We start from the raw sequence: 13,712 nt of genomic DNA on the forward strand, positions 1-13,712 counted from the left end.
CTTATTCGATGACGATCAGGGGTTCGCCGAATTCTACGGGCTGTGCGTCGGCAACAATGATTTCCTTCACAGTGCCGGCGGCGGGCGCCTCAACAGGATTGAAGGTCTTCATGGCTTCAACCAGCATCAGCGTGTCGCCCTTTTTTACCTTGTCGCCAACGGCCACAAAAGCCTTGGAGCCCGGCTCTGGAGACAGATAGACGGTTCCAACCATTGGGCTGGTCACGGCGTTGTCGTGCGAAGGCGCAGCAGTGGCTGGCGCTGCCGCCGGTGCGGCAGCGGCCGCTGGGGCCGCGCCGCCTGCAACCGGGGCTGGAGCGGCGTACTGGATGGGTGCCGGGGCGGCGGCAGTTGGTTTGCTGACCCGGATTCGCAGGCCGTCATGTTCCACTTCGACTTCGCCAAGATCTGCATCGCGCAGAATGGAAGCGAGCTCTCTAACAAGGCCTGTATCAAGGCCGGTCTTTGCCGTGCTCATAGAAGGTGTATCCTCAAGCTGTCATTTTTATCGCGGCGTCTAATGCGAAGTGATAACCGCGTGACCCCAGTCCTGCAATCGTTGCAGTCGCTGCGGGTGCTACATAATTGGTTTGCCGAAAGGGCTCCCTAGCGGCCGGATTTGAAAGGTGAACCTCAATGACGGGCAGGGTGCAAGCACGCAGTGCATCATGCAGTGCAACGGAGGTGTGCGTATAGGCGCCTGCATTGAGGATAATGGCGCTGGCGTCGCGATTGGCTTCCTGTACCCAGTCCACTAATTGCCCTTCGGAATTCGTCTGACGAAACTCTATACTGCGATTCCCGGCCTGTTCGGTCAGGGAGTCGCGAATGTCATCCAGCGTTTCGTGACCGTAAATCTCAGGCTCACGTGAACCCAGAAGGTTGAGGTTGGGGCCATTCAGGACATAAATCGGCTTCGTCATGCTGCAGGTCTTGCTCTGCTTTCTCTAACAAGGCAAGGCGTACAAGGAAGATGGAAAGGCAACTCATGCGGGTTTTGGTGAATGGAGACGCGATGGAAATCGCCGATGGCTCGACCGTCGCAGATCTGGTCAGGCAGTTGACTGATGATCCGCGCGGCATGGCGATTGAGCGTAATCGAGAGATCGTCCCGAAATCTGCCCATGCCACGACGCAGCTCGCAGACGGCGACAAGCTGGAAGTGGTCCAGTTTGTCGGCGGTGGCTGAACAAGGAAAATTCAATGAGCGATACACTTACCGTTGCCGGCCGGGAATTCACGTCCCGCCTCATCGTTGGAACGGGCAAATACAAATCTTACGAGCAGAACGCCGAAGCGGCCCGCGCAGCGGGGGCAGAGATGGTGACTGTGGCCCTACGCCGCGTGAACTGGTCCAATCCCGACGAGGAACGACTTCAGGATCACCTCAAGTCGGACGAGTTTGTTTACCTGCCCAATACGGCTGGATGTTTCACCGCCGATGACGCGGTCCGCACGCTCCGCCTGGCGCGAGAAGCGGGCGGATGGGACCTGGTCAAACTGGAAGTGCTGGCCGATCAGAAAACGCTTTATCCGGATATGGAAGAGACGCTGAAAGCGGCCAAGGCCCTGATCGCCGACGGCTTTGAGGTCATGGTCTACTGCTCTGATGACCCGGTCTATGCGAAGAAGCTTGAGGATGCAGGGTGCTGCGCGATCATGCCGCTGGGCAGCCTGATCGGCTCAGGCCTCGGCATCCAGAACCCGTTGAATATCCGCCTCATCGTTGAGCAGGCCCGCGTGCCAGTCATCGTGGATGCAGGCGTCGGCACGGCGTCTGACGCCGCGCAGGCGATGGAGCTTGGCTGTGATGGTGTGTTGATGAACACGGCGATCGCAGAAGCCAAAGACCCGATCCGCATGGCGCGGGCGATGAAACACGCTGTTATCGCTGGTCGTGAAGCCTATCTGGCCGGTCGGATGGGCCGCAAACGCTATGCTGACCCATCCTCACCGCTTGCCGGTCTGATCTGATCAGCTGGCTTCGTCGAGCGCGTTCTTGATCATTGCTTCGACACGGCCCTGATCGGCGCCCGGAACATGTTCGTCGCCGACGAAGAAAGCCGGTGTGCCATCAACCCCGATCTTGCGGGCTAGGCTCTTATTGTCTGCGATCACTTTCTGGAGCTTCACCGACTCCATGTCAGCACGCATCTTGGCGACGTCGACACCGGCACGTTCCGCAGCGGCATCGATATCCTCCGGATCGAAGCCGGTTGAATTATCGAGTGTCATCAGCTCGCGGTGCATCTCTGCATACTTACCCTGTTCTCCGGCAGCCAGCGCAGCCAAAGCGGCTTTTTCACTTTCCGCCGTGAGGATGGGCAGCTCCTTGAAGATAACCCGAACCTTGTTGTCATTCTCTTCGGGCAGGGCCAGCGTCCATTCCATCGACCGCTTGCAGTAGCCACAGCGGTAATCGAAAAACTCGACGAGCGTGACAGGGGCATCGTCCGGACCGATCGAATAGTCGTGGCTGCTTTTGTAGATCAGGTCATGATTTTCCTGGACAGCATCCCGCGCGGCCATCGCGTCTTCCTCTGCCTTCTTTTCGGACAGGGCGATCAGGGCGTCCTCGATGATCTCGGGATTTTCGAGAATATACTCGCGAACAATCTTCTCGACGGCGGCTTTGCTCGTGACGTCAACATCACCTTGAGCACAGGCAGGGGTGAGCGCGACGAGCGCGAGGACGGGCAGAGGAGCGAGTTTGCGGGACATTCGGACGAACCTTGATCTGTTGTTTCTAGGAGCTTGTTTAGCGCAAATAAGTTGATACCGCTTCAACTGCGAGCGGGCTATATCTGACAAGTGCGTGATAATGGACGTTTAGCCACGCCGCCAATAGTCGCGGTTTTCCGGCAATGCCGGATCGGTAACGTTCCGGATGTCGCTGGCCCGGCGTGATTCGAACGAGTTCTTCGGAAGATCCTGAAGGGCGCGTTGGGCGAAGATGTAGGCCCGCTGATAATCGCCGATGTGATAGGCGGACTCAGCCGTTGCCAGCTCCGCCTCAGGGCGTTTGTCCTGCTTTTCCAGCGCAATGGCGAGTTGAGACCATGCGAAGGAATTGTCGGGCTCCTTGATCAGGGCGTCGCGCAGGGCGTCTTCTCCGGCTTCGAGGTCTCCCTCTTCGCCGCGCGCAATGAGCGAACGGGCATAGTTGATCAGCAGCAGCGGGTGACCGGGCAGGTATTCCAGCGACTTCGCGTGCGGTTCGACGGACTCGGCGGCCTGGCCCATTTCGAACAGCGCCTGGCCTTTGACCTCCCAATAATATGGGTTCTCGGGAAATTCTTCGAGCAATGAGTCGACTTCCCTCAGCGTCCCGGCCAGGTCGGCTGACTGCATCGACGAAATGGCGCGCGCATAGCGAGCCGCTTCACTCTCATCGCCCGGTGGGTATTTTTGGTAGACGCGTGCGGGCGGCTCGAGGAAGCCGATCAGCTTGGCCTGCATCAGGTCAAACTGGCGTTGCGTTTTCGGGTCGGTCGGCACATCCATCAGGCCGGTGTCCTGAGCCAGTGCACGCGTCGTCCGGATCCGGTCCGAAGCCAGCGGGTGAGACCGGAAGTAAGGATAGCGGCGCGCCTCTGACAGCACTTCCTGGTAGCGATACTTGTCGAAGAACTCGACGATGCCGGCTGGCGACTGTCCAAGTTCCGACAAGTAGGTCACAGCGGCGGCATCTGCCATCGCCTCTTCGGCGCGCGTGTGGACAAAGAAGTTCAGCGCTGCAAATTGTTGCGAGCTTGAAATCAGCGCAGCCCCTGCATCGCCCGCACCTGCGGCAATCGCCAGGACACCAAGTCCGATCGAAACAAGCGCCGGCCGGCTGGCCACGGAAGCGGCCCGGGTGCGCGAGACAGAGTGACCGCACGCAATGTGGCAGGTCTCGTGTGCGATGACGCCTTTCAGCTGCCCTGGCGTATCGGCGGCAATCAGCAGGCCCGTGTGCAGGTGGATGCGCTGGCCGTTTGCGACGAAAGCATTCAGGCTCGGATCATTGATAATGTAGAGGCCGACATCATTCGGATTGAGGCCTGCAACCTCCAGAATCGGATCGGTCCATTCTCGCAGCGTGGTTTCGATTTCGGCGTCGCGGATAAGGCTCTGCGCGCTCGCCGACGCGGTGAACGCAATGGCGGCTATTGCGGCGAAGGCAGTCTTGAAGAGACGGAACGTCATGAGATGACCTCGAATGTCTTGATCGCCAGCCTAGGCAAAGATTACGGCAAAGGCGAGACGTCGTGTGCGACGCTCACTGAATTGTCACCCCGCGTCTGAAGGCAGGATGAACGCGAATTCCGGGGAGAGGGCCGCGTGAACCGTGTCGCCAGCGAGGGGGCGATGAGGCCCCATGCTGACCGCTTTGAACGTGTCGCCAGCCTCACCAATGAGATCAAGTTCAACAAGCGTGGAAGCCCGTTTGGACGCCTTCACCTGGAAGGCGGCCGGACCATCAGCAACCATGCGGATGGCTTCAGGGCGCAGGCAATACGATTCGGCTTCGGGAAGTTGAGCCCGCCAGCTCTCGGGCATCTGCTCCCTGCGAATGCTCTGAAGAGGGCCGAGAGCGCGGGCAACCGCCAGTGAGTTGGGATGCAGGTAGAGGTCCTCTGGCGTGCCTTCCTGCAGGATCGCGCCGTCTTTCATGACGGCGATCCGGTCGGCATCGCGCATGGCTTCGGACGCATCATGACTGACGAGAAGCGCTGGAATACCTGCCGCGGAAACGGCATCGAGCGCAATGCGGCGCACATCGCTCTTGAGGGTTACATCAAGTCCTGAAAACGGTTCATCCATGAGAATGGCCACCGGTTTTGCGGCCAGGGCGCGGGCGATCGAGACTCTTTGTTGTTCGCCGCCCGATAATTGATGCGGAAAGGCATTGGCCCGGTGGCTAAGCCCCAGCCTGTCCAGCCAGTCGAGCGCAATCCGGCGGCGCTCATTCTTGGCCATACGCGACAGGCCGAAACTTACATTATCGATCGCGTTCAGATGCGGAAACAGCGCAAAATCCTGAAAAATCAGGCCGATATGACGATCTTCTGCCGGAACGTGTTCGCTCGTCGAGGAGAGGACCTTGTCGCCCAGACGGATCGTGCCTTCATTGACAGACTCAAGTCCTGCCATCAGGCGCAACAGGGTCGACTTTCCCGCGCCGGACATGCCGAGCAACGCCGTTATCTCGCCGGGGCGAAGCGTCAGAGAGGCTTTGTTGACCACGCGCTTGTCGCCATAGGCCCGCGAAACGCCGTCTGCCACCAGTGGCAATTGTCCGCTCATCCCGCTGCCCTCGCTTCTCCTGCCCGTGTCAGCTGCACCGATAGCAGGATGACCGGGATGAGTCCCGCAGCCGTGATCAGCAGAGACGGCAATGTCGCGGCAGCAAGTCGTTCATCGCTGGCATAGGCGTGGGCCTGCACAGCCAGCGTGTCCCAATTAAAAGGCCGCAGCATGAGCGTTGCCGGCAGCTCTTTCAGCATTTCCACGAACAGGATGATCGCTGCCGCCGCTGCGCCAGACAGGGCAACGGGCAGGTCAACCCGCATCAGGCGCTGCATGCGGTGAGCGCCGAGGCTGCGGGCGGCATAACCGAGATTGGCGGGTGCGCGCGAAAACGCAGCATTCAGCGGCTCAGCGCCAGCAGCCGTAAACCGGCTCGCATAGATCCAGACCAGGAACACAAGCGCAGCCGGCCCCGCGATCGAGAAACTCGTCCAGGACAGGATGAACAGCGCGCCAAGCGCGAGGACGATACCCGGCGCGGCATAGCCAGCGCCTGCTGCAATACGGCCCATGATCTGGCTGACCTTGTTCTGGCGTGCGCCGATGACGACGGAGAGGGCAAGGACGAAAGCGAGGGCGGATCCGGCCCCGGCGAGAACGAGCGAATTGAAGAATGGACGCCAGATGTCACCATGGCCGAGGCCTGTCTCGGCGCTGAGCCAGATCAGGCGTGCGACCGGAAAGACGAAAGCAAGCAGCAGAACAGATGTGCACCCACCGGCGATCAGCCATCCGGCCAGACGGCGAGGCGTTTGACGGCGGGGTGTTCGCCAGCGTGTGGCGGTCTGCTGCACGCCGCCTTTGCCTCTCGCGGCGCGTTCGATGAACTGAAGCCCAAAGGCGATAAGGATCAGCAGGAAAGCCAGGCGAGCGGCGACCGCGGGTTCACTGAAACTGTGCCAGGCGCGGAATATACCGACACTGAGTGTCTGCACACCAAGATAGCTTGCAGCGCCATAGTCAGCGGCGGTTTCCATGAGCGCCAGGGCAAGGCCTGCAAAGATTGCCGGCCGCGCGGAAGGAAGCGCCACGTTCAGGAAAATTCGTCTGGGCGATGCACCAAGGCTGCGTGCCGCTTCCATCGTGCAAAGGGACAGGTTCGAGAAAGCCGCCCGCGCGGTGAGATAGGCGTATGGAAACAGGGCACATGCCATGACGAAGGAAAGCCCCGGGATCGAATATAGGCTCGGAAACCAGTAATCGCGTGCTGAGAGGCCTGTCGTGTCGCGCACGAAGCTCTGCAGCGGGCCTGCCACATCCATGATGTCAGCCCATGAATAGGCCAGCACGTAGCCGGGGGTCGCGAGCGGCAATATGAGCGCCCACTCAAAAAAGCCGCGACCCGGAAAATCATACAGGCTGACGAACCATGCTGCTGGAACGGCGAACAGGATAATCAGCAACGAGGTCAGCAAGAGAACGCCAAGCGTCGTCAGCGTATAACCGAGAAGCTGCGTGGAAACGATGTGAGACCAGGCGTCTCCGCCGCCGCCAATCAGCCCGGTCATCAGCGCGATTAGCACCGGCGCACCGATCACCATCGCCGCGACAAGCGTGATCACCGGCAGTGATTTCACGCGAGTCGGAATCTTCAAGGCGAACGGCGAGGCTTGCATCAGAGGTCCGGCTAGTTCCAGCCGGCCTCATCATAGATGCGCTGGGCTTCGGCCTGGTGTTCGCCAAAGGCGCTCAGCCGCATGTCGCTGTCTTCGAAATCTGGAATCCGGTCCAGGCCGGTCGGCCTTTCAGCGTCTGGACTGATAGGAATCTCTTTGGTTTCGTCCACGAGCAGCGCCTGACCTTCTGGCGTCAGAAGGAATTCGATGAACTCCAACGCAAGGTCCGGATTCTTCGCATGGGCTGCGAGCGCTGCGCCGGTAATGTTCACATGAACGCCGGTGTCCGGTCCGAAGGTCGGAAATAAGAGCTCGGTTGAATCGGCGGCTTCGCGCGTCGAGGAAGAGCTGCTCTGCGTCATGCGGACCCAGTAATAGTGATTTGTGATCGCCACGCCGCAAAGCCCTGCCGCGACCGCTTCGATCTGGTCGGTGTCGCCGCCTTGAGGCTGGCGCGCCATATTGTTCACGACCGCGTCGGCCCAGTTTGCGGCTTCGTCCGCGCCCCAGCGTTCGATCATCTCGCCCATCAGCGAAAGATTGTAGATGTTGGTTGAAGACCGCGCACAGATTTCGCCTTCAAGCGACGGATCGGCGAGATCGCTCCATTCATCGACCTGATCAGCGGAAATACGCTCGGGATCATAGGCAACACCGCGCACGCGGCGCGCAAGGCCGACCCATTGGCGACCATCATCAATCAGACGGGCTGGAATGCGGCTCTCAAACTCGCCTTCCGGCAGAGCCTGGGTGAGACCTGCATCTTCAAACCGCCACAGGGCACCCGCATCAGACGCAATAATCAGATCGGCCGGGCTGTTCTCGCCCTCGGCCTTCATTGTTTCCAGGAGCTGGTTGGCACCGGCTTCACGATAAAGAACTTTGACGCCGGACGCCTTTTCAAAGGCTTCGTACATCAGGCGATCAGAATCATAGTGGCGCGCCGAATAGATGCGCAGCGTCCCGTTCGAGCCGACCTCGACGTCTGGATTTGCCGGTGTTTCGTCAGACGGTGCGGGCGAGCAGGCTGCCATCGCGCCTGCCAGCGCCAGAACTGGGAGAAATCTTTTCATGAGAACCATATAGGGGGCTTTCTCATAAATGAGAAGCATTCGCAACTGGGCGAGGCAGAGTGTCTCACTTCGCGGCCTGTCGTGCGGTATGCTGGGATGACCGTCTAGGATTGTACGATGTCTCCGACTACATGAATCTGCGATGAGCAAAGTGGAATATCCAGAGGGCGCCTCACGCCTCAAGATTGCTGTCGCCGGCGCGGGTGTAATTGGCCTGTCCTGCGCCTTCGAACTTTTGCGCCGCGGGCATTTGGTCACCTGCTTTGATGGCGGTGATTTGCGCCGTTCAACCAGTTGGGCGGCTGCTGGCATGATCGCGCCAGCCTACGAGATGTATCTGCATGGCGGCGAGTCAGGCGGCGCTTTCAGTGAACTTGCCTTTGAAAGTGCAAGACTCTGGGAGCGCTTTGCACCGTCGATCCGTCAAGCGGCGGGCATGCCGGTGGGCTACAGCAACGCACCGACGCTGGCAGTCGCTCTCGATAGCGAGGCCCGGTCCGCCCTGAGGGCGCTCGAAGCCGAGCTGAATGGGCGGGGGCATACCGCTTATTGGATGGGCAGGGACGCGGCAATGGAGCGTTACGGTCTGTCCGGTCGGGTTCAGGCGGTGCTACAGCTCACAAGTGACCATCAGATCGACAACCGCAAATTGCTGATCGCCCTGCGGCGCGCGCTGATAAAGCTGGGCGGTCGTTTCGTCGCTCAGCATGTCGAGACGCTCGCCGAGGCCAGGGAGCAGGCTGAAGGCAATGGATTCGATATTATCGTGTGGGCGCGAGGCAGCCACGAGACGGGCGTCACGCGGGACGTTAAGGGGCAGGCCCTGTCTCTTTACCCGGTGGAGACGATGCCCGCTGAAGTGATCCGCTATGGCGGCGGCTACATCGTCCCGAAGCCCGACCGGATCGTGATCGGCGCAACGAGCGAAGCAACCTATGCCCATGCAGGGGTCGACGCGGCGACGATTGAGACATTGTACCAATCTGCCTGCGACGTGTTGCCATCACTCAGGCAAGCGATCCGTCAGGAAAGCTGGTCCGGCGTGCGCCCGGGCTCGGTGGATGCCTTACCCATTATCGGCGCTCTTGATGAGGGTGAGTTTATTGCCTCGGGTCATTTTCGGAACGGCGTTTTGCTCGCACCGGCGACTGCGCACAGGATTGCTGACATGATTGAAGGCAAGCCAGCGGCGGCGAATGCCGGTTGCTTCTCGCCGACACGCGCAGAACTTGAGACGGTTTGAAACTGGATATAGTTGCCCTGCCGGTCTAGGTGGTTGGCGATAGGAGGACACCCAATGCACTCAATCGGTCAGATGACGGAAGACCAAGTCGCCATCAAGGATGCTGTCGAGCGGACCTGTAGCCAGTTCGATGACGAGTATTGGGCCAAGACCGATGAGACCGGCAATTGGCCGGAAGCCTTCTGCGATGCGATGGCGGAGGGTGGCTGGCTCGGCGTCGCATTCCCGGAAGAATATGGCGGCGCAGGTCTCGGGCTTACCGAAGCGGCGCTTGTCATGCAGACGGTAACGCGCTCTGGCGCTGGCTATTCAGGTGCATCGGCAATCCACCTCAATATTTTCGGGCCCAAACCGCTCGAGAAATTCGGTACGCCTGAGCAGAAGCAGGAAAACCTTCCTCGCATCATCTCCGGCGAAGAGAAGATGTGCTTTGCCGTGACCGAACCAAACTCGGGCCTCGACACATCCAGCCTCGAGACCAAGGCAGAGCGCACCAATGCCGGCTACACCATCAATGGCCGCAAGATCTGGACGACGGGGGCCCAGCGCGCCGACAAGATCCTGATCATCGCGCGCACAACGCCGAAAGATCAGTGCGCCAAACCCTATCTCGGCCTGTCACTGTTCTACACAGACCTCGACCGGGGCAAGATCGACGCCAAGCCGATCCCGAAAATGGGCCGCAAGGCTGTTGAATGTAACATGCTCTATATCGACGGGCTCGAAGTGCCGAAGGAACATCTGATCGGTGAGGAAGGGCAGGGGTTCAAATACCTCCTTCAGGGCCTCAACCCGGAGCGTGTCCTCTTCGCCGTGGAGTCCATCGGCCTCGGCTTCGCCGCGCTCGAACGCGCTGCCACCTATGCCAAAGAGCGTGTCGTCTTTGGCCGCCCGATCGGTCAGAATCAGGGCATCCAGCATCCGCTCGCCAGAAGCTGGGCAGAGCTGAAAGCCGCCGAATTGCTCGCTTACAAGGCGGCTGGCCTGTACGATGCCGGGCAGGACTGCGGCGCCGAAGCCAATGCCGCGAAATATCTCGGCACCGAAGCCGGGTTCAGCGCCTGCGAGAATGCTGTCCTCACACATGGCGGCATGGGCTATGCGAAGGAATATCATGTCGAGCGCTATATGCGCGAAGCCATGCTCGCCCGCATCGCCCCGGTCAGCCGTGAAATGATTCTGAATTTCCTGGCCGAACGTGTGCTGGGCTTGCCGAAGAGTTACTGATAACAACAGGAAAGGGTGGGGGATGAAGATCAGGATTGCGATGGCCGCCTTGGCGGCAATGGCGGCATGTTCGCAGGAACCGGCAGCAGACGCGCCGACGCCTGATCACCTCCTGATCGGCCCTCTTTTCGCCGACAGTTTTTCATGCGCCCAGCATTGGCAGGGCCAGCTTCCCCATATGGGGGATGCGCTCGGCTCGGACTGCTATGTCTATCGACTGGTCGACACGCCATCGGGCGGGAAGTTTGCACGCGCTTACGTCAATGATGGCCTGTCGAATGAAGACTGGTTTTCGTGGAACGAGCCCGTGCTCGCCGGGATCGACGGCGAGATTATCCGGATGCATGAGAACCCGGTTGTCAATGAACCTGGCAATCTCGGAGAGCCACCGGCCTCAATGATCGTGATCAAGCGGGCCGATGGCGCGCACTTGCTCTACGCGCATATTGCATCTCCTCTGGTTGAGGTCGGTGATGTCGTGACGGCCGGTCAGCAGATCGCTGTCGTCGGTAACAATGGATACGGTCGGAACCCGCACATCCATCTTGGCGCGTGGATGGACGGCAAGCCGCTTCCGATTGCCTTCGATCTGGACGCCTATGGGCGGCTCATGGACGACGCTGACGGATCCGATTGAGGAACGTTCATTCGACGCCCGCGTCGCGCCGGTCAGCCGGGAGATGATCCTGAACTTCATCGCAGAGCGCGTGCTGGGCTTGCCGAAGAGCTACTAGTTCATCTGGAACCGCCGACGGATCGCAAGGCCTGACAGGAAGGCCAGGATAATTGCGGTCAGCGACTGAAAGCTCGCCAGCAGGCGCAGGCCAAACGGCACCCACGTGCCATAGTGAATTGCACCTCCGGAGCAATTTTCACGACCCGCTGTTTCCAGCATTTGTCCAATGCGGGAACACGCCTCCGGAGCCGCCCACGGACCAAAAGGCAACACCCGACCTGTCGAAAATGAGAGCGCGTTTTCGAGCTCGCTCACCGTAGGCGTGTGATGCGGAAAGGATGCCATCGCGGCATAAATCGCGGCGAACAGCAGAACACCGCAAATTAGCCAGACAATCGGCAATACGGCTGAGTTTCCATACTTGGATGCCCCACCATAGATGTGAGACAGCGTCCGTTCCCAGATCGGGATGCCCTCTTTCTCCTGCCAGAAGGCCAGCATTTGAGGTGCCGTATATTTCGGCCGGCGTCGCCTGCGCCGGGCAATCAATTCCAACCGGTGGAATCGGCTCTCTTCCAGCCTGTCCCGCCTGTCTTCATTGAATAGTTTCAAAGTACGGTAGCAGTCTTCCAGAGCGCGAAAATACTCGTTCCGATCTTCGACCGAACCTTCCGCAAAAGCCCGCGCCTCACTCCGCCGCCACGCCTGAAATTCCTCAAGGCCACCTTCATATAGCGCTGACCATTTTGAGGCGTCCCGCAGATACTGCTCTTTATTCGATTCAAGCGCATCTGCCCTGGGGGGCTTCGGCTTTTCCGGAACAGCCCGCTTCAAAGTCTCCAGTCCTTCCATCAGCGCACCGGGGACTGGCAGACAAGACTCCTGAGCCTTACCCTGATCCAGAGCTAACTCAACACGGGCTTTCCTAAAGTTGATGCCACGGTGCAGCGCACTGTCATGGAGTTTGAACAGATGGAAAAAGTGAGCATCATGGAAATCGGATTCAACACCGTCAGGCCCACTCAGAAAGTCCCGATTGGAAAAGTTGGCGGGCCCCAGAAACACGGCTCCATTGGCGGCGAAACGCTGAATGGAACGCCGCGCCATCGCGAGTGGGGTAGGCTGGTCCACACGCTCGCTCATCAGGCTGCGCCTCTCCCCGCCAAAATCGGCATCACCTAAAAAGACAGCACCGTTGAAATGAGCTTCTCCCGAGAAGGCAGCGCTGGCGAAACAAGCGTCTTCTGAGAAGGCAGCGTTGTCGAACCAAGCATCTCCCGAGAAGGTGGCGGTCTCGAAGATGGCACCTCTCGAAAAGGCGGCGCTCTCGAAGATGGCGTATCCCGAGAAGACGGCGCTATCGAAATTGGCGTTTCCCGAGAACGCGGCGCTGTCGAAGATCGCATCTCCCGAGAAGGCGGCGTTGGCGAAGACGGCGTCTCCCGAGAATGTGACGCTCTCGAAGCTGGCGTATCCAGAGAAGGCCGCGCTGTTGAACCAGGCGTCTCGCGAGAAGGCGGCGCTATCGAAGTTGGCGTTTCTCGAGAAGGCGGCACTGTCGAAGCGGACATCTCCCGAGAAGGCGGCGCTGTTGAAGCTGGCGTCTCCCGAGAAGGCAGCGCTGAAGAAGCGGGCCTTTCCCGAGAAGGCGGCGCTGCTGAACACGGCGTCTCCCGAGAAGGCGGCGCCGTAGAAGCCGGCGTCTCCCGAGAAGGAGGCGCTGTCGAAGCGGGCGTTTCCCGAGAAGGCGGCGCTGCTGAACCCGGCGTCTCCCGAGAAGGCGGCGCCGTAGAAAATGGCGTCTCCCGAGAAGACGGCGCTCTCGAATTCAGCAACTCCCGAGAAGGTGGCGCTGTGGAAGCTGGCGTCTACCGAGAAGGCGGCGCTGTCGAAGCGAGCGTCTCCCGAGAAGGCGGCGCTGTAGAAGCTGACGTCTCCCGAGAAGGCGGCGCTGTAGAAGCTGACGTCTCCCGAGAAGGCGGCACTGTCGAAGCGGACATCTCCCGAGAAGGCGGCGCTGTTGAACCAAGCGTCTCCCAAGAAGGCGGCATCTATTGCATGCAGGGAGAGGGGAATCCTGTCATCCTCGTCCCGGGATTGGGCGGACAGGTCTTCAAGGTCGAAATGCGGCAGGACGACTCCGCGCCACTGCATCCGGTGGTCCGGCCCTTCAAGCTCGCCCCAATCCAGATATTTGGTTTCCATGATCGGCCGGGCCAGTTCGGAACGAAGCACATCATACACCTCCTCCAGGAAGGCTTTGTCGTCCTTCCCCTTCAGCGTCTCGCTGCCATCTTCGAATGTCAGGGGCAGGTGGATGCGGGTGAACTGTTTGCCCGTTTTGGGACACGTATGCCCCTCACGCTTGATATCCTCCTCGAGGCCTGCGCGCCGCCAATAATCCTGCAGCGTAGCCTGATCGCCGTCCACACCAACTTTGCCCGGCACCGGAACGCCATCCTCCGGCACGACCCAGCCATCCCAGTCCTTCTTCGCCAGCCCATCCCAGGAGTAATCCTCCTCCCACCACCGGTCCCACCATTCCTCAGAGATTGTCATCTGTGCGCCCTGTGCTGCCCCGACAG

At 60.0% G+C, this 13,712-nt stretch carries 14 protein-coding genes; 6 read left to right on the top strand and 8 right to left on the bottom strand.

Annotation, left to right across the window (positions count from 1 at the left end):
• Window position 1: 1 nt before the first annotated feature.
• Both accB and aroQ read right to left on the bottom strand, forming a co-directional pair.
• On the bottom strand, window positions 2-478 hold the full coding sequence (accB, locus tag WNY37_RS10150; RefSeq protein ID WP_342973277.1) for an acetyl-CoA carboxylase biotin carboxyl carrier protein: 477 nt from the start codon (window positions 476-478) through the stop codon (window positions 2-4).
• 13 nt (window positions 479-491) lie between these two features.
• Entirely contained in the window at window positions 492-923 is a 432-nt protein-coding gene (gene aroQ / locus WNY37_RS10155; protein WP_342973278.1) for a type II 3-dehydroquinate dehydratase, read from the bottom strand.
• A gap of 65 nt (window positions 924-988) precedes the next feature.
• Here aroQ and thiS point away from each other — a divergent pair, with 65 nt between their 5' ends.
• Window positions 989-1,189 carry a sulfur carrier protein ThiS gene (gene thiS / locus WNY37_RS10160; RefSeq protein WP_342973279.1) on the top strand — a complete coding sequence of 67 codons (201 nt, stop codon included), beginning with the start codon at window positions 989-991 and terminating at the stop codon, window positions 1,187-1,189.
• A 14-nt stretch (window positions 1,190-1,203) separates the two neighbouring features.
• On the top strand, window positions 1,204-1,974 hold the full coding sequence (locus WNY37_RS10165) for a thiazole synthase (protein WP_342973280.1): 771 nt from the start codon (window positions 1,204-1,206) through the stop codon (window positions 1,972-1,974).
• On the opposite strand, the gene WNY37_RS10170 is transcribed toward WNY37_RS10165, so the two are convergent.
• The 5 genes from WNY37_RS10170 to WNY37_RS10190 all read right to left on the bottom strand — a co-directional run bounded on the left by WNY37_RS10170 (window position 1,975) and on the right by WNY37_RS10190 (window position 7,981).
• A complete protein-coding gene (locus tag WNY37_RS10170) occupies window positions 1,975-2,721 on the bottom strand; it encodes a thioredoxin domain-containing protein (RefSeq protein ID WP_342973281.1) in 747 nt (248 codons plus the stop codon).
• A 108-nt stretch (window positions 2,722-2,829) separates the two neighbouring features.
• Window positions 2,830-4,188 carry a M48 family metalloprotease gene (locus WNY37_RS10175; protein ID WP_342973282.1) on the bottom strand — a complete coding sequence of 453 codons (1,359 nt, stop codon included), beginning with the start codon at window positions 4,186-4,188 and terminating at the stop codon, window positions 2,830-2,832.
• Between the two features lie 84 nt (window positions 4,189-4,272).
• On the bottom strand, window positions 4,273-5,289 hold the full coding sequence (locus tag WNY37_RS10180) for an ABC transporter ATP-binding protein (RefSeq protein WP_342973283.1): 1,017 nt from the start codon (window positions 5,287-5,289) through the stop codon (window positions 4,273-4,275).
• The gene (locus tag WNY37_RS10185; RefSeq protein WP_342973284.1) at window positions 5,286-6,869 is read right to left on the bottom strand and encodes an iron ABC transporter permease; all 1,584 of its coding nucleotides are present in this window, start codon (window positions 6,867-6,869) and stop codon (window positions 5,286-5,288) included. The genes WNY37_RS10180 and WNY37_RS10185 overlap by 4 nt, the downstream gene beginning before the upstream one ends.
• A 50-nt stretch (window positions 6,870-6,919) precedes the next feature.
• Window positions 6,920-7,981 (bottom strand): extracellular solute-binding protein, encoded by a 1,062-nt coding sequence (locus WNY37_RS10190; RefSeq protein ID WP_342973285.1) that lies wholly within the window; start codon window positions 7,979-7,981, stop codon window positions 6,920-6,922.
• 142 nt (window positions 7,982-8,123) lie between these two features.
• On the opposite strand from WNY37_RS10190, the gene WNY37_RS10195 reads away from it, so the two are divergent.
• Genes WNY37_RS10195 through WNY37_RS10210 form a run of 4 tightly spaced genes read left to right on the top strand, consistent with a single transcriptional unit; the run spans window position 8,124 to window position 11,185 of the window.
• Window positions 8,124-9,224 carry an FAD-dependent oxidoreductase gene (locus WNY37_RS10195; RefSeq protein ID WP_342973286.1) on the top strand — a complete coding sequence of 367 codons (1,101 nt, stop codon included), beginning with the start codon at window positions 8,124-8,126 and terminating at the stop codon, window positions 9,222-9,224.
• A gap of 54 nt (window positions 9,225-9,278) precedes the next feature.
• Complete coding sequence (locus WNY37_RS10200) at window positions 9,279-10,451, top strand: acyl-CoA dehydrogenase family protein (RefSeq protein ID WP_342973287.1); 1,173 nt, start codon at window positions 9,279-9,281, stop codon at window positions 10,449-10,451.
• A gap of 22 nt (window positions 10,452-10,473) precedes the next feature.
• Window positions 10,474-11,088 (top strand): M23 family metallopeptidase, encoded by a 615-nt coding sequence (locus tag WNY37_RS10205; protein ID WP_342973288.1) that lies wholly within the window; start codon window positions 10,474-10,476, stop codon window positions 11,086-11,088.
• Entirely contained in the window at window positions 11,051-11,185 is a 135-nt protein-coding gene (locus WNY37_RS10210; RefSeq protein ID WP_342973289.1) for a hypothetical protein, read from the top strand. Before WNY37_RS10205 ends, WNY37_RS10210 begins: the two co-directional genes overlap by 38 nt.
• On the opposite strand, the gene WNY37_RS10215 is transcribed toward WNY37_RS10210, so the two are convergent.
• Window positions 11,182-13,686, bottom strand: a complete 2,505-nt coding sequence (locus WNY37_RS10215; protein WP_342973290.1) for a pentapeptide repeat-containing protein — start codon at window positions 13,684-13,686, stop codon at window positions 11,182-11,184. The two genes, WNY37_RS10210 and WNY37_RS10215, sit on opposite strands and share 4 nt — an antisense overlap.
• Window positions 13,687-13,712 lie beyond the last annotated feature (26 nt).

Origin of the sequence: Henriciella sp. AS95, assembly GCF_038900055.1 — a bacterium.
Lineage (GTDB): Bacteria > Pseudomonadota > Alphaproteobacteria > Caulobacterales > Hyphomonadaceae > Henriciella.